Annotated in this window: 19 protein-coding genes; 8 read left to right on the top strand and 11 right to left on the bottom strand. The window is 64.2% G+C overall.

The genetic code is table 11. From position 1 onward, the window contains the following. Positions 1-135: 135 nt before the first annotated feature. From JQ580_RS12095 to cobS, 3 genes are all read right to left on the bottom strand, one after another. Positions 136-1,218: an esterase-like activity of phytase family protein gene (locus JQ580_RS12095; protein ID WP_212280290.1), complete on the bottom strand. Its 1,083-nt coding sequence runs from the start codon at positions 1,216-1,218 to the stop codon at positions 136-138. Beyond that, positions 1,215-3,116 (bottom strand): cobaltochelatase subunit CobT, encoded by a 1,902-nt coding sequence (cobT, locus tag JQ580_RS12090; RefSeq protein WP_212280289.1) that lies wholly within the window; start codon positions 3,114-3,116, stop codon positions 1,215-1,217. The genes JQ580_RS12095 and cobT overlap by 4 nt, the downstream gene beginning before the upstream one ends. 143 nt (positions 3,117-3,259) lie before the next feature. Further along, positions 3,260-4,258 carry a cobaltochelatase subunit CobS gene (gene cobS / locus JQ580_RS12085; protein WP_106949537.1) on the bottom strand — a complete coding sequence of 333 codons (999 nt, stop codon included), beginning with the start codon at positions 4,256-4,258 and terminating at the stop codon, positions 3,260-3,262. 297 nt (positions 4,259-4,555) lie between these two features. On the opposite strand from cobS, the gene JQ580_RS12080 reads away from it, so the two are divergent. Beyond that, positions 4,556-5,218: a DedA family protein gene (locus JQ580_RS12080; protein WP_212280288.1), complete on the top strand. Its 663-nt coding sequence runs from the start codon at positions 4,556-4,558 to the stop codon at positions 5,216-5,218. Between the two features lie 19 nt (positions 5,219-5,237). On the opposite strand, the gene JQ580_RS12075 is transcribed toward JQ580_RS12080, so the two are convergent. Further along, positions 5,238-5,624 (bottom strand): nuclear transport factor 2 family protein, encoded by a 387-nt coding sequence (locus JQ580_RS12075; protein WP_249134136.1) that lies wholly within the window; start codon positions 5,622-5,624, stop codon positions 5,238-5,240. Positions 5,625-5,658: 34 nt separating this feature from the next. Further along, positions 5,659-6,261 carry an NADPH-dependent F420 reductase gene (locus JQ580_RS12070; RefSeq protein ID WP_212280287.1) on the bottom strand — a complete coding sequence of 201 codons (603 nt, stop codon included), beginning with the start codon at positions 6,259-6,261 and terminating at the stop codon, positions 5,659-5,661. 125 nt (positions 6,262-6,386) lie between these two features. On the opposite strand from JQ580_RS12070, the gene JQ580_RS12065 reads away from it, so the two are divergent. Then, complete coding sequence (locus JQ580_RS12065) at positions 6,387-7,316, top strand: LysR family transcriptional regulator (RefSeq protein ID WP_212280286.1); 930 nt, start codon at positions 6,387-6,389, stop codon at positions 7,314-7,316. 226 nt (positions 7,317-7,542) lie between these two features. Beyond that, positions 7,543-9,081 (top strand): PAS domain S-box protein, encoded by a 1,539-nt coding sequence (locus tag JQ580_RS12060; RefSeq protein ID WP_212280285.1) that lies wholly within the window; start codon positions 7,543-7,545, stop codon positions 9,079-9,081. Positions 9,082-9,089: 8 nt separating this feature from the next. Here JQ580_RS12060 and JQ580_RS12055 read toward each other — a convergent pair whose 3' ends face one another. Next, positions 9,090-11,669, bottom strand: a complete 2,580-nt coding sequence (locus JQ580_RS12055; protein WP_212280284.1) for an HWE histidine kinase domain-containing protein — start codon at positions 11,667-11,669, stop codon at positions 9,090-9,092. Between the two features lie 141 nt (positions 11,670-11,810). Here JQ580_RS12055 and JQ580_RS12050 point away from each other — a divergent pair, with 141 nt between their 5' ends. Beyond that, the gene (locus JQ580_RS12050) at positions 11,811-12,692 is read left to right on the top strand and encodes a helix-turn-helix domain-containing protein (protein WP_212280283.1); all 882 of its coding nucleotides are present in this window, start codon (positions 11,811-11,813) and stop codon (positions 12,690-12,692) included. 424 nt (positions 12,693-13,116) lie between these two features. On the opposite strand, the gene JQ580_RS12045 is transcribed toward JQ580_RS12050, so the two are convergent. Beyond that, positions 13,117-14,343, bottom strand: a complete 1,227-nt coding sequence (locus tag JQ580_RS12045) for a citrate/2-methylcitrate synthase (protein ID WP_212280282.1) — start codon at positions 14,341-14,343, stop codon at positions 13,117-13,119. Between the two features lie 83 nt (positions 14,344-14,426). On the opposite strand from JQ580_RS12045, the gene JQ580_RS12040 reads away from it, so the two are divergent. Beyond that, positions 14,427-15,521 carry a citrate synthase/methylcitrate synthase gene (locus JQ580_RS12040; protein WP_212280281.1) on the top strand — a complete coding sequence of 365 codons (1,095 nt, stop codon included), beginning with the start codon at positions 14,427-14,429 and terminating at the stop codon, positions 15,519-15,521. A 462-nt stretch (positions 15,522-15,983) separates the two neighbouring features. Here the strand turns inward: JQ580_RS12040 and JQ580_RS12035 are convergent, their stop codons facing one another. After that, a complete protein-coding gene (locus JQ580_RS12035; RefSeq protein WP_106949543.1) occupies positions 15,984-16,619 on the bottom strand; it encodes a J domain-containing protein in 636 nt (211 codons plus the stop codon). Between the two features lie 160 nt (positions 16,620-16,779). Between JQ580_RS12035 and JQ580_RS12030 the strand changes: the two genes are divergently transcribed. After that, positions 16,780-17,049 (top strand): BolA family protein, encoded by a 270-nt coding sequence (locus tag JQ580_RS12030; RefSeq protein ID WP_409363202.1) that lies wholly within the window; start codon positions 16,780-16,782, stop codon positions 17,047-17,049. Between the two features lie 160 nt (positions 17,050-17,209). Here the strand turns inward: JQ580_RS12030 and JQ580_RS12025 are convergent, their stop codons facing one another. From JQ580_RS12025 to JQ580_RS12015, 3 genes are read right to left on the bottom strand one after another with little or no spacing between them, the layout of a single operon-like run. After that, complete coding sequence (locus JQ580_RS12025) at positions 17,210-18,514, bottom strand: HlyC/CorC family transporter (RefSeq protein WP_212280279.1); 1,305 nt, start codon at positions 18,512-18,514, stop codon at positions 17,210-17,212. Positions 18,515-18,543: 29 nt separating this feature from the next. Continuing rightward, on the bottom strand, positions 18,544-19,692 hold the full coding sequence (gene aroB, locus JQ580_RS12020; protein WP_212280278.1) for a 3-dehydroquinate synthase: 1,149 nt from the start codon (positions 19,690-19,692) through the stop codon (positions 18,544-18,546). Then, positions 19,689-20,312, bottom strand: a complete 624-nt coding sequence (locus JQ580_RS12015; protein ID WP_212280277.1) for a shikimate kinase — start codon at positions 20,310-20,312, stop codon at positions 19,689-19,691. The genes aroB and JQ580_RS12015 overlap by 4 nt, the downstream gene beginning before the upstream one ends. Before the next feature lie 147 nt (positions 20,313-20,459). Here JQ580_RS12015 and JQ580_RS12010 point away from each other — a divergent pair, with 147 nt between their 5' ends. Together JQ580_RS12010 and xerD are read left to right on the top strand one after the other, a co-directional pair. After that, a complete protein-coding gene (locus tag JQ580_RS12010) occupies positions 20,460-20,606 on the top strand; it encodes a hypothetical protein (protein WP_014439243.1) in 147 nt (48 codons plus the stop codon). 17 nt (positions 20,607-20,623) lie between these two features. Next, on the top strand, positions 20,624-21,583 hold the full coding sequence (gene xerD, locus JQ580_RS12005) for a site-specific tyrosine recombinase XerD (RefSeq protein ID WP_212280276.1): 960 nt from the start codon (positions 20,624-20,626) through the stop codon (positions 21,581-21,583). Positions 21,584-21,716 lie beyond the last annotated feature (133 nt).

Below are 21,716 nucleotides of genomic sequence, written 5' to 3'. Positions count from 1 at the left end.
CAGTCCTGTGCAAGGACCTGTGCTGCAGCGGCGACCCAGAAGCCGATGCAAAGGCAAAACACGCGAAGCAATCTGGACATCGAAATCTCCGATCGAGCCCCGCGACCGGTGCAAGAATCGTTCCGGTGCGAACTTCTATTCCGCCAGCGTGAACTGCAGCAGCAGGGTCCGCTGCAGCATCGAGAAATTGTCGTCGGAGATCAGCGTCAGCACGGTCTCGCCCTCGCTAGTGACGTGGGCGTCGATGCCTTCCATGTTGTCGACCTCGTGGCCGAGATCGGCGGCGAACAGCGCGGGGCCGTCGACCACCGCACCCGGCGCGATCGACTTCAGCTGTAACGAGCGGATGCGGATGTTGACGCCGGTGAACCAGGAGAATTTGCGCTCGAGGATCAGCAGCTCGCCGGAAGGCAGCAGCACGGCATCGCTGATGTCGTATTTCTCGGTGCGGCGCACGCTGAACTGGCCGGGCGTGGGACCGCCGATCAGGAAGGCCGTGAGGTTGCCGTCGGCGTCCAGCCCGCGCTCGGAGAAGGCGATCAGCGTGCCCGCCAGCGGCATGTTGCGGTCCTTGCCCTTGGGCACGAAGACCAGCGCCTCCAGCCCCTTGTTGGAGGGCAGCTTGCGAATCCCGGGAGGCACCGGCACCATTGCGCCGCGCGCGCGCGTGCCGCCTTTGGAGAAATCATAGCGCAGGATCTGGTTGACGCGCTCGAGCCCGACATAGACGACGTCGCCGTCGCGCGCGATCGCTTCCGAATCCCACCACAGCCGCTTTTCCGTGATCGGCCGCCCTTCGGCCCCTAACAGCGGCGCGGCCTCGACGTCGTCGAGCCCGGTCATCTTGCCGCCGGAATAGCGGATGCGGCCGGTGAACCAGCCGCCCTGGTCGGAGACCGCGAGAAAGCCTTCGCCCTTGGCATCGAGCCGGATGCCGGACAAGCCGCCGAAGCCGCGATAGGGCGAGGTCAGCACCAGGCCGCTGCGATACTCCAGCGAGCCGAAGCGCGTACGGGTGCGGTCACGCGGCTCGAAATGGGGAATGGCGCGCGCGTTGACCTCGACACTGACAGGCTCGACGACGGCGTTCTCGACCTGCAGCGCGCGCGGCGGCGGCTCGCTCGCGCCTTGGGCCAGCGCGAGACGGGAGACCGCGAGAGTGGAAAATCCCGCCGCTGTAAAGCCAATGAAGCTGCGGCGGGATCGATGCGTGCTCACGAATGCAATTTGCGCCGCGGGCGACCGGGTGCTTGCGTCGGCGCGGTGTTGGTCTCGCTGAAGAGTTCGGCGAGCTTCTCGGTGATGGCGCCGCCGAGCTCCTCGGCGTCCACGATCGTCACCGCGCGGCGATAGTAGCGCGTCACGTCATGGCCGATGCCGATCGCGATCAGCTCGACCGGCGAGCGGGTCTCGATCTCCTCGATGATGTGGCGCAGATGCCGCTCGAGATAGTTGCCGGGATTGACCGACAGCGTGGAATCGTCGACCGGCGCACCGTCCGAGATCATCATCAGGATCTTGCGCTGCTCGGGCCGGCCCAGGAGCCGCTTGTGCGCCCAGTCCAGCGCCTCGCCGTCGATGTTCTCCTTGAGCAGCCCCTCGCGCATCATCAGGCCGAGATTCTTGCGCGCCCGGCGCCAGGGGGCGTCGGCGGATTTGTAGATGATGTGGCGGAGATCGTTGAGCCGGCCGGGATTGGCCGGCTTGCCGGCGGCAAGCCACGCCTCACGCGATTGCCCGCCCTTCCAGGCGCGCGTGGTGAATCCCAGGATCTCGACCTTGACGCCGCAACGCTCCAGCGTGCGGGCCAGAATGTCGGCACAGGTCGCCGCGACCGTGATCGGGCGCCCGCGCATCGAGCCGGAATTGTCGAGCAGCAGCGTCACCACGGTGTCGCGGAACGTCGCTTCCTTCTCGTGCATGAAGGACAGCGGCTGGTAGGGGTCGATCACCACGCGCGACAGCCGCGCGGGGTCGAGGATGCCCTCTTCGAGGTCGAACTCCCAGGCGCGGTTCTGCTGCGCCATCAGGCGGCGCTGCAGCCGGTTGGCGAGGCGGGCGACGATGCCCTGCAGATGCGCGAGCTGCTTGTCGAGATAGGCGCGCAGCCGCTCCAGCTCGTCGTGGTCGCAGAGGTCTTCGGCGGCGATGACCTCGTCGAACTTGGGCGCGAAGGCATGGTATTCCGGCCCGCGCGGCTCGTTCTTGCCGCTCGAGTTCGGACGCGTCGCCTCGCCCGGCGTCTCGTCGTCGCCGAGCTCGCCGTCGTCGAAGGTGTCGGAGGTCGAGGCCTGCGCGCTTTCCATCGCGCTCTCGCTCATCTCTTCCGAGCTCGCCTGCGCCTGGTCGGCGCTCATCTCCTGCGCGGCGTCGGAATCGGGCGAGCCTTCCGCGCCGGACTGATCGTTGTCGCCGTCCTGGTTCTCGTCGTTCTCGTCATCGTCTTCGCTGTCGGCCGATCGCTCGTCGCCGATGTCGAGCGCCGTCAGCAGATCGTGAACGGCATCGCCGAACCGGGTCTGGTCTTCGACGAGGGTATCGAGCTGGTCGAGCCGCTTGCCGATCTTGTCTTCGAGAATGGGACGCCAGAGATCGACCATCTTCTTCGCGGCGGTCGGCGGCGCCAGGCCGGTCAGGCGCTCGCGCACCAGCATCGCCAGCGCGTCGGCCAGCGGCGCATCGGCGCGGTCGGTGATCTCGTCGAACTTGCCGCGATGGAAATGGTCGTCGAGCATCGCGGTGAGGTTCTTGGCAACGCCCGCCATGCGGCGCGCGCCGATCGCCTCGACGCGAGCCTGCTCCACCGCCTCGAACACGCCGCGCGCCTGCGGATTGCCCGGCATCAGCTTGCGATGCAGCTTGGCGTCGTGACAGGCGATCTTCAGCGCAATCGAATCGGCGTGTCCCCGCACGATCGCGGCATCGCGCTTGGTCATTTTTCGCGCGGGCTCAGGCAGCCGCGCCTTGCCCGGCGCAAGGCCCGGCCGCTCAGCGGCGAAGCTGACATCGAGCTCGGGCGATTTCGCGATCGCCTTCAGACACGAGGCGACCGAGCGCTTGAACGGCTCGGTCGGCGATTCCTTGGTGTTGCGGAATTTGGAATTGGAGGTGGTCATATCACCCTATCCGTCGCCCCGGCGAAAGCCGGGACCCATAACCACCGGCCGTCGTTGGGTCAGGAAAACTATCAGCGTCATTCCATCGAGGCATCGCGCGGTATGGGTCCCGGCAATCCGCCGGGACGACACACCGCGAGAGATCAGCTCAGCGCCACGTTCACCGAGGACTCCGGCAGCTCCGCGTTGAAGCAGCGCTGGTAGAACTCGGCGACCAGCGGACGCTCGAGCTCGTCGCACTTGTTGAGGAAGGTGACGCGGAAGGCGAAGCCGATATCGCCGAAGATCTCGGCGTTCTCCGCCCAGGTGATCACCGTGCGCGGGCTCATCACCGTCGACAGATCGCCATTGGCGAAGGCGTTGCGGGTGAGATCGGCGAGGCGCACCATCTTGTTGACGATATCGCGGCCCTCCTGGGTGCGGTAGTGCTTGGCCTTCGCCAGCACGATCTCAACTTCCTCGTCATGGCTGAGATAGTTCAGCGTGGTGACGATCGACCAGCGGTCCATCTGGCCCTGGTTGATCTGCTGGGTGCCGTGATAAAGGCCCGAGGTGTCGCCGAGGCCGACGGTGTTCGCGGTGGCGAACAGCCGGAACGACGGATGCGGCTTGATGACCTTGTTCTGGTCGAGCAGCGTCAGGCGTCCCGAGACTTCGAGCACGCGCTGGATCACGAACATCACGTCCGGGCGGCCGGCGTCGTATTCGTCGAACACCAGCGCGACGTTGTGCTGGAGTGCCCAGGGCAGGATGCCGTCGCGGAATTCGGTGACCTGCTTGCCGTCGCGGACCACGATGGAGTCCTTGCCGACGAGGTCGATACGGCTGATGTGACTGTCGAGGTTGACGCGCACGCAGGGCCAGTTCAGGCGGGCCGCGACCTGCTCGATATGGGTGGATTTGCCGGTGCCGTGATAGCCGGTCACCATCACGCGGCGGTTGCGGGCGAAACCGGCGAGAATGGCGAGCGTGGTGGCGCGGTCGAAGCGATAGTCGGGGTCGACATCGGGCACATGAGGATCGACTTCGGAATAGGCCGGGACTTCGAGATCGCTGTCGATCCCGAACACCTGGCGAACCGACACCTTCATGTCGGGCAGACCGGAAACTTCCTCAACTTTGGACATGGCGGCGGTCGTCATCAATCCTCCGAGGTCCCGGGCGGTCCCGAAACCGGTTATTCGCACGTTGGCTGCGGCTGGGTGCTGAAAATCAACCTATCAGAGACAGCTGGCCGGCAGAAGCCCGCCCGCCAATCAAAGTTCCATTGTCTTTTCATTTAGATAGGCAAGGAACGCAGTTTTTGGAGGGCTGCCTTGCGAATCACGCTCAGATTTCGGGCGGGAGGGCGGCCCTGCCTGCGCGAATGGCACTTTCGCCCGCTCTGCTTACTTATGTAGGGTCCAACCCCCGGCGCTCCAACCCTCCACAGAGACGACGTGACGTCCTTCCTCGATCCCCTCATCTCGTTCGTCTCGGCCCATCCGTGGCTGGCCTATCTGACCCTGTTCCTGGCGGCGCTGCTCGAAGCGGTCCCGGTGGTGGGATCGGTCATCCCCGGCTCGACCATCATCCTGGCGCTGAGCGCCCTGGTTCCGGGCGGCGAGCTGAAGCTGCAATGGGTGCTGCTCGCCGCCGCCGTCGGCGCCGTCCTCGGCGACGGCTCGGCCTACTGGATCGGGCACCGGCAGCAGCGCAAGATTCTCAACACCTGGCCGCTGACGAACTATCCGCGCGTGGTTTCGGAGAGCGAAAGCTTCTTCCACCGCTTCGGCACCTGGGCCGTGTTCTTCGCCCGCTTCGTCCCGCCGATCCGCGCCTTCGTGCCTGTCACGGCCGGCGCGCTGGCGATGCCGCCGGCAAAGTTCTATGCGGTGAACATTCCGGCAATCCTGGTGTGGGCGCCCGCGCACGTGTTGCCGGGCGTGCTGGCGGTGTCAGCCCTGCACGACTATGCCGGGCTGCATCACCACGGCCATGTCGGCAAGCACATCTGGATGCTGACGGTGGTTGGCGCTGCGATCGTGGGAGGCCTCGGCGTCTGGTACTATCGCCGCCGGCAGAATGGCGGCGATGTCGAGGTGTCGAAGCCGCAGGCCTAGTGCTGCAGGGCGATTTCTCTCACTGCGGATTGAGCAACACCCACAGCCTCGAGATTTTACCGCTTTCGATTTGGGCCACGTCGGCTCCGGTGACTGCGACCGGCCCCTGCTCGGGCCCTGCGTGCCAAGCCAGGCGCCCCAAACCGTGATGCCCGACCGCCACGCCATCGGGTACGAACCTGAAAGTTGGTCCGAACTGATTCAGAAGCTCTCCGGCAACGCGTGATATTTCCGAGCGGCCCTGAACGACACCCGTCGGCTCGTACATGACGGGCTCTTCGACGAACAGTTCTGCAATCGCGGCCCGCCGCTTGTCCTCGTCCCGTTCGTTGAACACGCGTTCTAGATTCGCCCGTAGAAGGTGATCGAAGTCCGTATCTTGGGTGGTCATATCGCAGCCTTTCATCGTCTCATCTTGTTGAAGAACTTGCTCGAAGCCATCAGCCGAACTTGACCAGGTTGAGCGCCGGGAGCGGACCACCTGGAAACTGGGTCAGCCTGGCGCCGACCGCAAGCGAGCCGAGATCGACGCCGAAGAATCCGAGCCGGTCAATCAGTGCGCCGACAGTTGCCTTCGCATCAGCGTCGTCTCCCGAATAGAACAGCACACGCTTGCCGCCGTCGCTTGCCGGGTCGGTTGCGAGGAGCTGCGCCAGGAGGTGATTGAATGCCTTCACCACCCGCGCGCCGGGGACCAGATCGGCGAAAATCTCTGACGAGGCGCGTCCACCGAGTTCGGCGGGCTTGAACAGGGGCGCCTCGATCGGATTGTTGGCATCAACAACGATGCGGCCGCCGAAAGGCGGCAGGCCGGCAAGCGCATCGGGCAGCTTTGACCAGTTGACGGCGACGAAGACGATGTCCTTGCCAGCGGCCTCCGCGCGGGTGCCGGCGGTCACGAGCGGGCCGATCTCGGCCACGGTCGTCGCCAGGCTCTCCGGACCACGGCTGTTGGACAGTGTCACGGCGATGCCGTTGCGCGCCAGCGTCTGCGCGATAGCGCGGCCGATATGGCCTGCGCCGATGATGCCGATGGTGGACATGTAAAATCTCCGAGCTGTTTGAGATCAGGCGAGCTGATCGGTGGCCCAGAAATGCCCCAAACATTGCCCTTTGATTAGACGGATATCGCTCGTAAGATTATCAATGAATACTTGAAAATGAGCCCATGGAAACGCTGGCCAACCTGGAATCATTCGTTCGCAGCGCCGAATGCGGCAGCTTTTCAGAGGCTGCGCGACGCCTGTCGCTGACACCGGCAGCCGTCAGCCGCAACGTCGCGATGCTGGAGCGCAATCTCGGTGTCCGATTATTTCATCGTTCGACCCGGCGGCTGACGCTGACGGAGGCGGGTGAGTCGTTCCGCATGGCGATCGCCGGCCACCTCGAGGGGCTGCAGGCTGCGATCGGGGGAGTATCGACCGGACGCGAGGAGCCGGCGGGCGTTCTCAAGATAAGCCTGCCGCCGACGTTCGGCACAGCCCATATTCTGCCACTGCTTCCGGGCTTCCTGGCCCGCTATCCTCGGGTCCGCCCTGAGTGGCACTTCGAGAATCGCCAGGTCGATCTGGTCGGTGAAGGCTACGACGCCGCCATCGGAGGCGGGTTTGAATTGTTGCCGGGCCTTGTCAGCCGAACGCTCGCGCCGGCACACATCATCGCCGTGGCGTCTCCAGCTTACATGTCGGGGCGGGCATCACCGAACAAGCCGGACCAACTGGGCGCCCTGGACGGCATCGTCATGCGCTCGCTGCAGACGGGTCGCATCCGGCACTGGTCGATGCGCGATGTTTCGGGGCGAGAAATTCCGGCGCCGCTCTCGGAGTCGATCGTGGTCAACGACCCCGCGGCGATGCGCGAGGCGGCTCTGTTGGGCCTGGGAGTTGCCATGCTCGCCACTGCCGACATTCTTCCCGCGCTCGAAAATGGGTCACTGCTACGCCTGGTGCCACGCTGGTACGGTGACGCCGGTGCTATCTCGATTTATCACGCATCGCGCAAGCTTGTGCCCGCCAAGACCAGAGTCTTCGTGGACTGGATAGCCGAGGCATTCAGGAAGAACCGGCTCGCCGAGCGCTTTGCTGGAAGCCTGAACTAACTGCATCTTAGACTGTGTTTAGGCTCTGGATCGCAGGCCCCGCCCGCCGTCCCGGCGCCGTGTCCGGCGCTAAGCGTGCGGCGTGAATCAGATGCGCGTATAGCCACGCGAACCCCGCGGTCTGGCGATCGGGGAAGCGCACATGAGTGGCGGCCCGGTCATAGTCTCTTGGTTATGGACTTCGATTTCCAAAACTTCTAGCCTTCTGCTTCTTTGAGCAAGGCGCATGCCCGACACCTCTACGAACCTCTTATTGCTTGCTGCCATCGAGTTTTCTGACGACGCGATCGTTACAAAGACCCTCGATGGCATCATTACCAGTTGGAATAAGGGCGCCGAGCGTCTCTTCGGTTTTTCACCGGAGGAGGCGATCGGGGCGTCCATCTTCATGATCGTTCCCGAGGATCGCCAGGACGAAGAACGTCTCATCCTCGAACGCCTGAGCAACGGCGAGCACATCGACCACTTCGAGACATTACGACAATCGAAAGCCGGTCGCCTGATCGAAGTGTCGATCAGCGTATCGCCGGTCAGATTGCCGACCGGAGAGATCATTGGCGCGACCAAGATCGCCCGGGACATTTCGAAACAGAAGGAGAGTGAGCGCGTCTTGCGTCAGGCCCAGAAGCTGGAGGCGGTGGGTCATTTGACGGGCGGCGTCGCGCACGATTTCAACAACATCCTGTCGGTGATCACAGGGACGATCGAAATCCTTGCGGAAGAATTGAACGATCGCCCCGATCTGCAGGGGATCGTGAAGTTGATCGACGCCGCGGCCACCCGCGGTGCCGAATTGACCTCGCGTCTGCTGGCGTTCGCCCGCAAGCAACCGCTATCGCCGGTGGCGACCGACGTGAACAAGCTGGTGGAGCAGACTGCCGATCTGCTGAAGCGCACCCTGCCGGAGAACATCGCGCTGGAGATCGATCTGAAGCCCCATATTGCAGCAGCCATGGTGGATCCCGACCAGCTTGTGACCGCGGTGCTGAACCTCGCGGTCAACGCCCGCGACGCCATGCAGGAGGGCGGAAAGCTCATGATCGAAACCGGGGACGCGAGTTTCGATGCCGACTACCTCGCCGAAAATCCCGAGGCCATTCCCGGTCAACAGCTGATGATCGCCGTGAGCGATAATGGCGACGGCATACCCAAGGAGATCCAGGGCCGCATATTCGAGCCATTTTTCACGACCAAGGCGACCGGCCGAGGTAGCGGACTTGGATTGAGCATGGTCCACGGGTTCGTGAAACAATCCCGGGGGCACATCAAGGTCTACAGCGAGATCGGCGTCGGAACCACCGTCAAGATCTATTTGCCGCAGGCCGACGGTGCGGCAGAAGAGGTCGCCCTTCGTTCAAGTGGGCCGATCGTCGGCGGTCATGAACATGTGCTTGTGGTCGAAGACGATGAATTGGTGCGCGAGACCACCACCCGGCAGCTCCAGAGCCTCGGCTATGATGCGGTGGCGGTCGCGAACGCAAATGATGCGCTCGTGCGCCTGGCGCGCGACAGGTTCGAGTTGCTGCTGACAGATGTCGTCATGCCGGGGAATATGAATGGAAAGAAACTGGCGGACGAAGCCCAACGTTCCTTCCCCGAACTGAAGGTCGTTTTCATGTCCGGCTACACGGAAAATGCCGTCATTCATCACGGCCGCCTCGACCCCGGCACGCTGCTCCTCAGCAAGCCATTTCGAAAAGCCGATCTGGCCAAGATCATCCGACGGGCACTGGACCATGGTCTTCCACCCGGAGCCGGAGCCTAAGCTCTTGGCTAGCTGGCGAAACCTCGCAGCTCGACAGCTTCCGACAGGCGGCGGATAAGCTCGGTGGTGTCGTAGGGCTTGGAGATCGACGGAAGCCCGCCGAGATCGGCGGGCCTTGCGAAGTGATCCGAATAGCCCGTCGCGAACATCACCGGTATGCCTCTCTCGCAGACAAGACTGGCGATCGGCCACGATGGCTTTCCGTGCAGATTGACATCGAGCAGCGCCACGTCGAAAGTTTCATCGACGGCGGCCTTGAGACCGTCTCCAAGCCCGGGACAGGGCCCGACGATCGCTGCACCAGCTCGGCCGAGGACTTCGCACACGTCCTCCGCGATCAAGCCGTCGTCCTCGACAATCAGAATCGTTACACCGGTGAGTAACGGCAACTCCGGCCGCTGGAGGGCCTGTTGGTAGGAAGCCGCCAGCCCCGTTTCCGCTGGCCGGCCGCGCACGACCTTCTCGAAGGGAATATGGATCACGCAGCGCACACCGGCCGGATCCATCGCAAGAGCGACCTTCCCGCTCACGTCCGCTGCGAAGACCCGCTCGAGGAGCGTCCGACCAAATCCGCGCCGACTTGTGGGCTTGACGGGAGGCCCGTCGGACTCGATCCATTGAACAACGAGCCAGGTCTGGCCTTCCGACACGACCTCGTTCCAACTTACCGCGACTTTGCCCATCTCGACGGAAAGTCCACCGTACTTGATGGCGTTGGTGATGAGTTCGTGCAGGACGAGAGCAAAGGACAGTGCCGTGCGTGGCTCCAGGCTATAATCATCGCCTTCGACCCGGACGTTGCCTTCCAGATGCGAGCGTTGCGCCGCAATCTCGTCGTCAACGATGCTCCGCAGCGAAGCACTTTCCCAGCGCGATGCGGACAGAAGACTGTGCGCCTTCGCCATCGACTGCAGTCGCCTTTCAATGGACAATGTGAACTCCGCGAGGGTTTCGGCGCTTCTGCTGGATAGGCGCACCAACGATTGGACGGTTGCGATGGTGTTCTTGACCCGGTGATCCAGCTCATTCATCAGGAGGTCCTGATGAGCCCGCGCTTTCGCCTGTTCGCGCAGCGACTGGTCTATGCGGTGGAGCACGACCTCCAGCACGGTGGTTCGCAGCAATGTAGCGGCGTCGATCTCGACGGCGCTCCATGGGCGGGACTGGCCGGTGACGGTCTCCTGCCATGCTTCAAATGACTTGCGCGGTGTCAGCCGGTCGCCCAGAGGACCGGTCGTCACCGGCTTGGCAGGATTCCCGGCCCATTTCACCGTCGAGATCAGCTCGGGAAGAAACCACATCACGTAATCCCGAGGTTCACGCGACACCGAGAGCGCAAGCAGACCGGCGCCACGGTCGAGAAAGGACCGGGCCGGAGGATAGACTTCCGGCAAGCGGGAGGTGCAAAAGATGCCCTCCGCCTGCGTATCGTTCAGCCAATAGGCCAGGGCTTCGACCTGGACATCGTCGGGCGTCGAGCCGAGAGCGAAGTTTTTGCCGTCGATCCGAACCACCACCCCGGATGCGCAGATGTAGTCGAGCAGGTTCGGGCGATGGCCTACCAGCGCCTCGGCCAGGCCATTCTGACTCATGGCCCGAATGAGCTGATCGTGAAGGTTGCGGGTTTGAATGCGATCGGTCGCCTCGGCCAGTTCCAGCGTGCTGCTCAGGTGAAGCGAAGCGAGCTGGGCGAACACTTCGAGCGCAAGCCGCAGCCGGCTGCTCAGATAGAGCGGGGCCGCAGCGTGGCAGGCGATCAGACCCCACAGTTTGCCGCCGACGATCAACGACAGCGACAGCGACGAGCGAACACGCATGTTCGCGAGATATTCCAGATGGATGGGCGACACCGCGCGAAGGCGACTATAGGTCAGATCGAGCGGCTGGCCGGTCTTGGGATTGAAGGCCGGGTTCAGTGGCATCGGCGTGTGAACGGTGTCGGGGATATAGCGAATCCAGTTACGGAGGTAGAGCGCACGCGCCTGTGCAGGAATGTCGCTCGCCGGATAACGCAGCCCGAGATAGGAGGAGACGGCGTCCGACGACCGACTTTCGGCCGCCACGCATCCGCTCTCGTCCTCGAGGAAGCGGTAAACCATGACGCGGTCGAAGCCCGTCACTTTCTGAACCTGATCCGACAGGCTGCTCAGCAGCGGGTTGAGCGTTTCGGCCGGCTGCAGCCCGCCGATCATGGCATTCACGAGGTCAAGCACGTCCGCGGTCGGCAGCGGCCGTTGCGGCTCCAATTCCAGGATCACCAGACCGTCGTGAAGATGCGCGGTGGCGTCGATGCGAACGCCGCGCAACTCGATCTCAAGAGCAAGCGATGACCGCGGCGCCGAGCTGCCCTGCCCGAATTGCGTTTCTAGCCTGACCTTCGCAGCCGCACCGATCTGGGTTTCGAGTCTCTGCCCGATCAGGTCCTGTTGGGAGACACCAAAATAGTCGTGCGCGTTTCCGGCAACGAGGACGATTTCCAGCGTCTGGGGATCGAAAGCGACCAACACCCCATGAGGCTGTATCGAACCGGGAACATGGATTGGCTCCTGCGCGCACCTGTCCAGATCGGCGTTGCTGAATGCAGGCATCAGCCCGGTCCAATCGATATATGTTGCTACATATCGCCTATTTTTGCGCTGTTACGGTTCAGGAATCAATAGGCCTGATCTGTTGCGAGCGTGGGAAAATTGGGCAATGCTGACTCGCAAGCTCTCAGATGCGGACCGTGCATGGCCTCTCGGGTGTTGTTGAATCTCGACGACAAAGAAAACAAACCCCTGCGCAAGCGGCTGGTCGGCAAGGGCTTTCTCGCCGAACGCGTGGTGATCCAGCAGACCGCAGCGTTCGAATATCGGTGGTCGGGAGCCCCCGACTACCTGGCGTTGCATGATTTGAGCTTGAACGACGGCGAGACTTTCATCGACGGTGAGCGTTGTTCGCGGCTTTGCGACCTGGCCAACCGAATGACTTTCGTTCCCGGCGGATCTGCCATCTCCGGCTGGTCGGCGCCGAAGAGGCTAGGTGGCTCATTTACTGCCGTCTATTTTCGAACCAGCGAAATGTCTGACGAGATCGCGGAGCATTACGCGTCGGTAGAATTGCAGCCGCAGGTCTATTTCCAGGATAGTCCTCTGCTTTCCACCATGAAGAAGATCGACAACCTGCTGCTTCATCGCGGCACCCAGGATCAACTTTATGGAGAAACGTTGGGCTTGACCGCGGTGATCGAACTGCTGCGCATGCTAAAGATTGCGCCGAAGACTGTCGCATCGCGCAAGGGCGGGCTTTCGCTCGCCCAGCAGACCATCCTGCGCGACTACGTTGAAGACTATTTGCACACTGACATTTCGCTTTCCGATCTTGCTGCAGTGGTGAACCTCACCCGATTCCACTTCGCCCGCGCCTTCGCCGTCACGTTCGGTGAACCCCCACATCGCTATGTCTCACGAAGACGCATCGAATACGCGAAACAATTATTGCGGGATACCGATCTTGGGATGAGCGAGATTGCCTCCAAGGTCGGGCTGAAGAACAGCACGATGCTTGCCAGACACGTGCGCAAGTTCGTGGGAGTCACGCCGCTGTCGCTCCGCCGGCGTCAGCCGCTCTGACGGTTACCTCCAGCGCCTCTCCACAGACCGGACGTTGCCATGCGCATCCAACGGGAAAGTTCCGCGCCGCCGCGAAAATATAGTGCTGTAATTCGCCTAATCTTGCTGCCAACCTAGGCCGTCTTTAGGCCGCAGGTTTGGCCAAGGGCGATGGCGGAAGGGAAGGGAGGAATGAAAAATGCGACGGCGCGTCAAACAAACGGAATCACTTCAGGACCGAGTTCAGGAATGGGCAGACCAGTTGCGCCGGCAGGCTGAGCGACTTGCGCCGGGCCCTGAACGAGACGGACTGCTCAAGAGGGCCCGCCAAGCAGACGTTGCGTCCAACATCGACAACTGGGCCAACTCGCCAGGGCTTCAACCCCCAAGGATCGAAGGCTCCGAAACGAAGACGTAGCCAACGTCATGATGTCTGAACGGCGATCTAGGGCTTTTCCGCTACAGCCGCCCGCCGTCCCGGCGCGGGCCCCACGTACCGCGCCCGCGGCCTTATCAACTTCCCGAACTGCAATTGCTCGCTGGCGTGTGCGATCCAGCCGACGCTGCGGGCCATCGCGAACAGAGCGAGTTCGCTGCCCGCCGGCAGGCGCAGCGCGTGCACGAGCACGGCGAGCGCGTAGTCGATGTTGACGAACTCGCCGGTGGCTTCCGCGATCCGCTCCGGCACCTCGCGGGTGAATTTGCGCGGCGCGCCGGCGCGCGAGAGCGCGTTGAGCAGCGATTGCGCGCGGGGATCGCCGCGCTTGTAGACGCCGTGGCCGAAGCCGGCAAAGCGCTCGCCGAGCGCGACGCGCTCGCGCACCATCGGGGCGACGTCGCGGTCGACCAGCGTCTTGACGAGTTGGGAGGCCAGTACGCCGGCGCCGCCATGCTTCGGGCCCTTCAGCGCGGCGAGGCCGGCGATCACGGCATCGTAGAGGTTGAGGCCGGTCGAGGCGGCGCAGCGCGCGGTGAAGGTCGAGGCGTTCAGTTCGTGATCGGCCAGCAGCACCAGCGCGCGGCGGATCAGGTCGGGGGCGTGCTTGTTGTCGGCCGCCCAGGCCTTCGCGATCTGCTGATGCAGCGACTCGGATGACGGCTCGGTATTGAGCATGGTGGCGACCAGCAGCCGGACGATGCGGCCGCCAACCATGGCGCGGCCATCCGGTGCGCGGGTAAACGCGCGGGGATCGACGCTCGCGGCCAGCGCGAGCACGGCGATGGCACGGTCAATCGGCGCGGCCCGGCGCGCGGCTTGCCCGATCATGCGCATCTCCTCGGAGAGCGCGGGCTGGTTGTCGGGAGCGAACGGATCGACCTCGGAGACATCCCAGAGCAGCGTCGCGGTGTGCTCCAGCGTGTCGTTCTCGGCGAGATCCACGCAGTTCACGCCGCGGTAGATCGCGCCCTCCTCGGTGATGGTCGAGATCTCGGTGTCCATCACCGGCAGGTCGGCGTCGAAGCTGCGCAGACCGCGCGGCTCCGGCGACGGCACACGGCGCTCCTTCAGCGCGCGGACGTCTTCGGCGCGGTAGCGGTTCTTGCGGGAGTCCGGCGTCGGCTCGGACCGGATCAGGCCGCGGCTGACATAGGCGTAGAGCGTGGCCGGCGAGATCGCCAGCTCGGCCGCGGCCTCGCGTGCGGAGAGATAAAGCCCCTCGGAATTTTTCATATTGATTTATGTAATCAAGATTGATCAACCTGTCGATAGGCCCGAAATTTCCCCCTGGTGCAACGCAGAAGGAGATTTCGGCCATGAACATCCACCTCACCAAGAGCCAGATCGGGCTGGACGGCGTTCCCGCCGCCGAAACCGTGCTGAGCCATGTCGACGGCGAACGCGGCGAACTGATCATCGCCGGCGAGCATGTCGGCCGACTGGCTGCCCAGTCGAGCTTCGAGGGCGTCACGGCCCGGCTCTGGAACGGCGCCAGCAAGACCACCCTCACCGAAGCCAATGTGCGCTCACAGCTGGGCGCGGCGCGCGAGCGCGCCTTCGTGCGGCTGCCGGACCTGCTGCCGGCGACGCGCGGCCTGAGCGTCGTCGACGGGTTTCGCGCGGCGGTCGCAGGCCTGCGCGCGGAGAGCGGACTGGCGCACGAGGCGACGATCGTCGGCGCGTTTCCGGTGATCGCGGGCGCGCTGGTGCGGCGCGCCAAGGGGCTCGAGCCGGTCGCACCCGATCCGAATGCGAGCCATGCTACCGACACCTTGCGGATGCTGCGCGGCGCCACGCCTGAATCGCGTGAGGTCGCCGCGCTCGATGCCTATCTCGTCACCGCCAGCGACCACGGCATGAATGCCTCGACCTTCACCGCGCGCGTGGTCGCCTCGACGCAAGCCGATCTGTTCGCCGCGGTCACGGCGGGCTATTGCGCGCTCACGGGCCCGCTGCATGGCGGCGCGCCTGAGCCGGTGCTGGAAATGCTCGACGCGATCGGCTCGCGCGAGCGCATTCAGCCGTGGGTCGATGCGGCGCTGGCCCGAGGCGAGCGAATGATGGGCTTTGGCCATCGCGTCTATCGGGTGCGCGATCCGCGCGCAGATGTGTTGAAGACCGCGGTCGAGGCGCTGGCCTCCAACGGTACCGATCTGCCGTTTGCCGGCGAGGTCGAGGCCTATATCCGCAGCGCGTTGCGCAAGAAGAATCCGGAGCGGCCGCTGGAGACGAACGTGGAGTTCTTCACCGCGATCCTGCTCGATGCGCTGGCGATTCCACGACAGGCGTTCACGCCGATCTTTGCCGTGGCGCGCGCCGCGGGCTGGACCGCACATGCGCGCGAGCAGCAACGCACCGGGCGGTTGATCAGGCCGAGCTCGTCCTACGTGGGCGCGATGCCGGACGCTTGAGAGCGGATGGCTCCGCGAAGCCCGAATCGCAGGGTGGGCGAAGGCGCGCACTTGCGCCGTGCCCACGGATGCGACGAAAGGACCAAACGTCTAACAGGAACACGGAGGCGCGCGGCGCATTCATGCTCGCCCCGATAAAACTCTTCAGGGGTGAACAAGAAAAGGAATGATAATGAAGAAGCTCACTTGCGCCCTCGCTGCGGGAGCGCTGCTCGCTCTCTCGTCACTCGCAGCACCAGCCATTGCGCTGCCGGCTCACCCTATCCCCAGCGCAACGGTTTCCGGGGACGCCGTGAACGCACGCTATCATTACGCTCCGCGAAGAGTCTGTACGGTACGCACCGTCGTCACGCGCGTGCCATCATGGACGCCGCGTCGTCAAGCAAGTTCGCGTTTGCCGGAGCAGGTAACATTGAAGGTGCCGTCCGCTCACCAGCGGGCGGCATCCGGCGCGGTGAGGCCTTATGCCTCCCGCACCACGGTCTTCAGATAATTATACGCCTTGATGATCTCGATCAGGCGATCCTCGGTGGAGCGGTCGCCGCCGTTGGCGTCGGGGTGATGCTGCTTCACCAGCGCCTTGTACTTGGTCTTGACGTCGGCAAGCGTGGAATCGGGTCCGAGGCCCATGACCTGGAGCGCCTTGCGCTCGGCGTTCATCACCTTGCGCGTCTCGGCCTTGGGCGGAGCGTCCGGACCCTTCCGCCAGCCGGTACGGCCGTTGAGCTCCTGGAACATGCTGAAGGGATCGAAGGCGCCATCGATCTCGGCTTCCGCGCCCTTCTTGACGCCGCCATTGGCGCCCATCTTCCAGGTCGGACGATGGCCGGTCAGCGCATCCTTCTGGTAGCGTGCGACGGCATCGGCATTCATGCCGGAGAAGAAATTGTAGTTCTGGTTGTACTCGCGCACATGGTTCAGGCAGAAGTGCCAGTACTCGCGCTGGTTCTCGCGACCCTTCGGCGCGCGATGCGCGCCCTTGTTCTGGCATCCAGCCCATTCGCAACCGACCGCGGTATCGCGCGGCTTCACTTCCGGCTGCTTGCCCCGCGGCTTGACGCGGATGGAGTCGAAGAACTTTGATGAATCGATCGGCATGGCTGACTTTGACTACGCAATGCAAAAACCTTCAAGTCTTGACATTGCAATTAGCTGACCACGGGTCGCCGAAGTTTTGACTTCGGCGTCTTTGACGTACGCCCGAGAAGGGCGACCTTACGCAATTGACGGGGCGCTTGCGCAGGTTGTAATGGCACTCATGGTTATGAAAGACACTATCAGCAACAAGTTGCAGGAAGCTTTCACGCCGGAAAGCCTGCAAGTCGTCGACGAGTCACATTTGCATGAGGGCCATTCCGGCCATCGGCCGGGCGGCGAGACGCATTTCCGCGTCTATATTGTATCCGATGCCTTCAAAGGGAAGAGCCGGGTCGACCGCCATCGCATGATAAATTCGGCGCTGGCCGCGGAACTGGCAGGCAGCGTGCACGCGCTGGCGATTCAGGCCAAGGCGCCGGGGGAAGGTTGATCTGCCCACCCTTGCCTGGAGGGTCTGACGCGCAACCACACGAGTTCGTCATGCCCGGGCTTGTCCCGGGCATCCACGTTCTTCGTAGAGCCGGCAAGACGTGGATGGCCGGGTCAGGACCGGCCATGACGATGTGGAAGCTGCAGAGCCTGCTGCTGCGTCAAAACGACGTCCCGGCCCGCTTCGGCCTCGCCCCTTCCAGCTCCGCCTCGCGCGGCACCGGTGAAATACGGAGCGCGGTGATGCGGTTGCGTTCGCGGCGCAGGACGCGGAAGCGGAAGTTGTGGAAGGTGAAACTCTGGCCGCGGTCGGGGATCGAGCGAGCCTCGTGAATGACGAGGCCGGCCACGGTGGTTGCCTCTTCATCGGGCAGATGCCAGTCCATGGCGCGGTTGAGGTCGCGGATCGGCACCGAGCCGTCGACCACGACCGAGCCGTCCGGCTGGGCCCGGACACCGGCCACCACGACGTCGTGCTCGTCGGAGATGTCGCCGACGATCTCCTCCAGGATGTCTTCGAGCGTCACAAGGCCTTCGACTTCACCGTACTCGTCGACGACCAGCGCAAAATGGGTCTTGCGCCGGCGGAACGCCTTCAACTGCTCGGAGACGGGGCGCATCTCCGGCACGAACCAGGGCGGCAGCGCGATGGTGGAAACGTCGATGCGCGAGGTATCGCCGTCGGCAGCGCGGATCGCGCGCAGCAGGTCCTTGGCATGGAGCACGCCGATGATGTTCTCCGGCTTCTCACGCCACAGCGGGATGCGGGTGTATTCGGTCGCCAGCACCTCGCGCACCAGCTCTTCCGGCGGCAGATCGGCGTTGATCATCATCATCTCGGTGCGATGGATCATGACGTCGGAGACCTGGAGCTCGCGCAGGTCCAACAAGCCGCCGAGCATGTCGCGGTCCTGCTTCTCGAACTTGCCCTCGTGGTGCAACAGGTCGACCGCGCCGCGCAGGCGCTCGGTCGGCGACAGGATCGCCTGGTGCTCACCGGCGAGGCCAAACAGGCGCAGCAGCAGGCGCACGATGACTTCGACGATCCTGAGCAGCGGCCCCAGCACATACATCGTCAGCCGCATCGGGCGCGCGACCGCGAGCGCGATGCGGTCGGGCGCGTTGATGGCGATGGTCTTGGGCAACACCTCCGCGAAGATCACGACCAGGGCGGTCATCAACCCGGTCGCATAGAGCACGCCGACATCGCCGAACCAGGCGGTAAAGATGGAGGTCGCAAGTGCGGACGCGCTGATATTGGCGATGTTGTTGCCGAGCAGCAGCGCCCCGATCAGGCGCTCGCGCATGTCGAGCAGATCCGAGACGACGTCGGCGTCGCGATTACCCTGCTTGGACAGGCGAAGCATGCTGGCGCGCGAGGCGCCGGTCAGCGCGGTCTCGCTCGCGGCGAAGAAGCCGGAGACGAGCAGGCAGAGAATAACGATGGTGAATCCGAGCCAGTCCATGCACCACTCAAAAGAAGTTCAGCCGCGTGTCACGCCTTCTGCGCAAGCTTCTCTTTCAGGAAATCGCGCACCGGGGTCGGCTCGACGTCTTTCGCGATGACGGCGCGCCCGACGGCCTCGAGCAGGATGAAGGTGAGCTTGCCGCGCGTGACCTTCTTGTCCTGTGCCATCAGCGTCATCAGCGCGTCGGCATCGGCAAGCCCCTCCTGCGCGCAGCCCGCGATATCCTGCAGGCGCGTCGGCAGGCCGGCCTCGATCAGATGCCGTTCGACGCGCGCGGCGTCCTGCTCGCCGATCATGCCGAGCCTGGCCGAGAACTGCGCGGCCAGCGTCATGCCGATGGCAACGCCCTCGCCGTGGAACAGGCGGTCGGAGAAGCCGGTCGCGGCTTCCAACGCGTGGCCGAAGGTGTGGCCGAGATTGAGCAGCGCGCGCTCGCCGGTCTCGCGCTCGTCGCGCGAGACGACGCCGGCCTTGGCACGGCAGGAGGTCGCGATCGCATGCTCGCGTGCCGAACCGCCCTTGACGATGTCGGAATGGTTTGTCTCCAGCCAGGTGAAGAACGCCTCATCCCCGAGCACGCCGTATTTGGCGACTTCGGCATAGCCGGCGCGGAACTGGCGCGGCGACAGCGTGTCGAGCACGGCGGTATCGGCAATCACCAGCACCGGCTGGTGGAAAGCCCCCAACAGGTTCTTGCCCTGCGGCGAGTTGATGCCGGTCTTGCCGCCGACGGATGAATCGACCTGCGCCAGCAGCGAGGTCGGTACCTGCACGAAATCGACGCCGCGGCGCAGGATCGCAGCCGCAAAGCCGGCGAGATCGCCGACCACGCCGCCGCCGAGCGCGATGACGAGATCGTTGCGCTCGATCCTGGCGGCGATCAGGGCTTCGCTGACCTTCTCCAGGCCGGCATAGGTCTTGGAGATCTCGCCTTCCTCGACCACGATGCGCGAGGTCGGGATGCCGCTGGCGGCGAGCGAAGCCTCGGTGGGCTCGAGCCAGTGCTTTGCCACCGTGCGATCGGTCACGATCGCGGTGCGCACGCCGGGGCGCAAGGCCGCCACGCGTTCGCCGAGCGAGGCCAGCACGCCGCGGCCGATGACGATGTCATAGGCGCGATTGCCCAGCGCGACCTCGACGGTGACGGGATCGGAATGTTTCAACGGCGCAGTCATCTTGACGCACTCACTACGTCGGCAGGGGGTTGGGCGGCTTGCTCACCGCAGAGATGCGTGCGCAGCGCCTCGATGGTCTCATCGACGATCCTGTCGTGCGGCACGTCGCGCGAGGCGATGGTGAGGTCGGCTTGGGCGTAGACCGGCTCGCGCTCGGCGAGAAGACGCGTCACGGTGCCTTCGGGGTCGGCGGTCTGGAGCAGCGGGCGGTCGGCACGGCGCCGCACGCGGCGCATGATGACGTCGTGGTCCGCCTTGAGCCACACCGACACCGCCTTGGCGGCGATGCGCGCGCGCGTCTCCTCGCGCATGAAGGCGCCGCCGCCGGTCGCAAGCACCACCGGCCCGCCGTCGAGCAGCCGCGCGATCACCCGCGCCTCACCGTCACGGAAATACATTTCGCCGTGGCGTTCGAAGATCTCCGGGATGGTCATCTGGGCCGAGGTCTCGATCTCGGTATCGGCATCGACGAACGGCAACCTCAGCCTGACGGCCAGACGGCGGCCGATGGTGGATTTGCCCACCCCCATCATACCGACGAGCACGATCGAGCGCGCCCCGAGCGCCGACAGGATGTCGGTCTCTAGCGAAGCTGGTATCGGCAAGGCGGCGTCGGACATGAATCTCGCTCGATCTGCCGCCAATAGGCGGCACGCTTTGGCCACCTATACGACCCCAACGGAGCCCTCGCCAGAGGACTCTTGCCACGAAACGGCGAACATGTTGGATGATTTCATTGGTTAATTTGCCAGCCGGACCCCTGACCGATGCCCAGCCTGTTCCGCTTCCTGACGGTCGTCGCCGTGATCGCCGGCATCGTCTATGGCGTGGTCTTCGCACTGGCCAATTTCGTCAGCCCCAAGTCGCGGGAGATGACGGTGACGATTCCGCCGGACAAGTTTCTCAAGAAATAGGAGCTAGCTTCCAGGGCATGCGAAACCCGCCCTCAGATGCCAAGCTTACCGGCCTGTTCCTCGACATGCTCGCGGCGGAACAGGGCGCCGGGCCCAATACGCTCGACGCCTATCGCCGTGACCTCACCGATTTCTCGGAATTCCTGGGCCGCGTCGGGCTCAGCTTTGTCGACGCCGAGACGCAGACGCTGCGCGACTACCTCGCCGATCTCGACACCCGCGGCTTCAAATCCACCAGCGTCGCGCGGCGGCTGTCGGCGATGCGGCACCTCTACCGCTTCCTGCTCAATGAGCGCATACGGGCCGAGGATCCCGCCGCGATCCTGTCCGGGCCCAAACGCGGCCGCGGCCTGCCGAAGGTGCTTTCGATCGCCGATGTCGATCGCATGCTGACACGCGCCAAGGAATTGAGCGAGGCGGAGGATGCCTCGCCCTCGAAGCGGCTGCGGTCTTTGAGGCTCTACTGCCTGCTCGAGGTGCTCTACGCCACGGGCCTGCGCGTCTCGGAGCTGGTGGCGCTGCCGCGCTCGGCGGCCAAGCGCGACGCGCGCATGATCGTGGTGCGCGGCAAAGGCAACAAGGAGCGGCTGGTGCCGCTCAACGAGGCCTCGCGCCAGGCGATGGCGGATTATCTCGCGGCGACGGACGCCGCAAAGACGGAGAAGAAGAAGGACAGCCTCGCTGCGTCCAAGTGGCTATTCCCCTCGTCCGGCGAGAGCGGGCATCTGACAAGGCAGCATTTTGCCCGCGACCTCAAGGAGCTCGCGGTCGCCTCGGGCTTGCAGGCGCGGCTGGTCTCCCCGCACGTGCTGCGCCACGCCTTTGCCAGCCACCTCCTGCACAATGGTGCCGACCTACGCATCGTGCAGACCCTGCTCGGCCACACCGATATCTCGACGACGCAGATCTACACCCATGTGGTGGAGGAGCGGCTGAAGAGCCTGGTGCGCGACCTGCACCCGCTGGCGGAGAAGTAGTTGCTGGCGTAGCCGGATCAGCGCAGCGCCATCCGGGAATGGTGCCTGAGGCACGACCCGCCCCCGGATGTCGCTGGGCTCATCCGGGCTACAAGCTTTCGACCTCGGCCGAAACCGCCTTGACTTCGGCCAC

The organism is Bradyrhizobium sp. SZCCT0148 (assembly GCF_018129985.1).
GTDB classification, from domain to species: Bacteria; Pseudomonadota; Alphaproteobacteria; order Rhizobiales; family Xanthobacteraceae; genus Bradyrhizobium; species Bradyrhizobium japonicum_H.
This window is presented reverse-complemented; position numbering and strand designations above follow the sequence as displayed.

What these genes read in the sequence shown, in the direction of transcription:
- cobT (WP_212280289.1), bottom strand. Translation starts at nt 3,116, where the DNA reads ATGACCACCTCCAATTCCAAATTCCGCAACACCAAGGAATCGCCGACC.
- cobS (WP_106949537.1), bottom strand. Translation starts at nt 4,258, where the DNA reads ATGACGACCGCCGCCATGTCCAAAGTTGAGGAAGTTTCCGGTCTGCCC.
- JQ580_RS12075 (WP_249134136.1), bottom strand. Translation starts at nt 5,624, where the DNA reads ATGAAAGGCTGCGATATGACCACCCAAGATACGGACTTCGATCACCTT.
- JQ580_RS12070 (WP_212280287.1), bottom strand. Translation starts at nt 6,261, where the DNA reads ATGTCCACCATCGGCATCATCGGCGCAGGCCATATCGGCCGCGCTATC.
- JQ580_RS12065 (WP_212280286.1), top strand. Translation starts at nt 6,387, where the DNA reads ATGGAAACGCTGGCCAACCTGGAATCATTCGTTCGCAGCGCCGAATGC.
- JQ580_RS12060 (WP_212280285.1), top strand. Translation starts at nt 7,543, where the DNA reads ATGCCCGACACCTCTACGAACCTCTTATTGCTTGCTGCCATCGAGTTT.
- JQ580_RS12055 (WP_212280284.1), bottom strand. Translation starts at nt 11,669, where the DNA reads ATGCCTGCATTCAGCAACGCCGATCTGGACAGGTGCGCGCAGGAGCCA.
- JQ580_RS12050 (WP_212280283.1), top strand. Translation starts at nt 11,811, where the DNA reads ATGGCCTCTCGGGTGTTGTTGAATCTCGACGACAAAGAAAACAAACCC.
- JQ580_RS12045 (WP_212280282.1), bottom strand. Translation starts at nt 14,343, where the DNA reads ATGAAAAATTCCGAGGGGCTTTATCTCTCCGCACGCGAGGCCGCGGCC.
- JQ580_RS12040 (WP_212280281.1), top strand. Translation starts at nt 14,427, where the DNA reads ATGAACATCCACCTCACCAAGAGCCAGATCGGGCTGGACGGCGTTCCC.
- JQ580_RS12035 (WP_106949543.1), bottom strand. Translation starts at nt 16,619, where the DNA reads ATGCCGATCGATTCATCAAAGTTCTTCGACTCCATCCGCGTCAAGCCG.
- JQ580_RS12030 (WP_409363202.1), top strand. Translation starts at nt 16,780, where the DNA reads ATGGTTATGAAAGACACTATCAGCAACAAGTTGCAGGAAGCTTTCACG.
- JQ580_RS12025 (WP_212280279.1), bottom strand. Translation starts at nt 18,514, where the DNA reads ATGGACTGGCTCGGATTCACCATCGTTATTCTCTGCCTGCTCGTCTCC.
- aroB (WP_212280278.1), bottom strand. Translation starts at nt 19,692, where the DNA reads ATGACTGCGCCGTTGAAACATTCCGATCCCGTCACCGTCGAGGTCGCG.
- JQ580_RS12015 (WP_212280277.1), bottom strand. Translation starts at nt 20,312, where the DNA reads ATGTCCGACGCCGCCTTGCCGATACCAGCTTCGCTAGAGACCGACATC.
- JQ580_RS12010 (WP_014439243.1), top strand. Translation starts at nt 20,460, where the DNA reads ATGCCCAGCCTGTTCCGCTTCCTGACGGTCGTCGCCGTGATCGCCGGC.
- xerD (WP_212280276.1), top strand. Translation starts at nt 20,624, where the DNA reads ATGCGAAACCCGCCCTCAGATGCCAAGCTTACCGGCCTGTTCCTCGAC.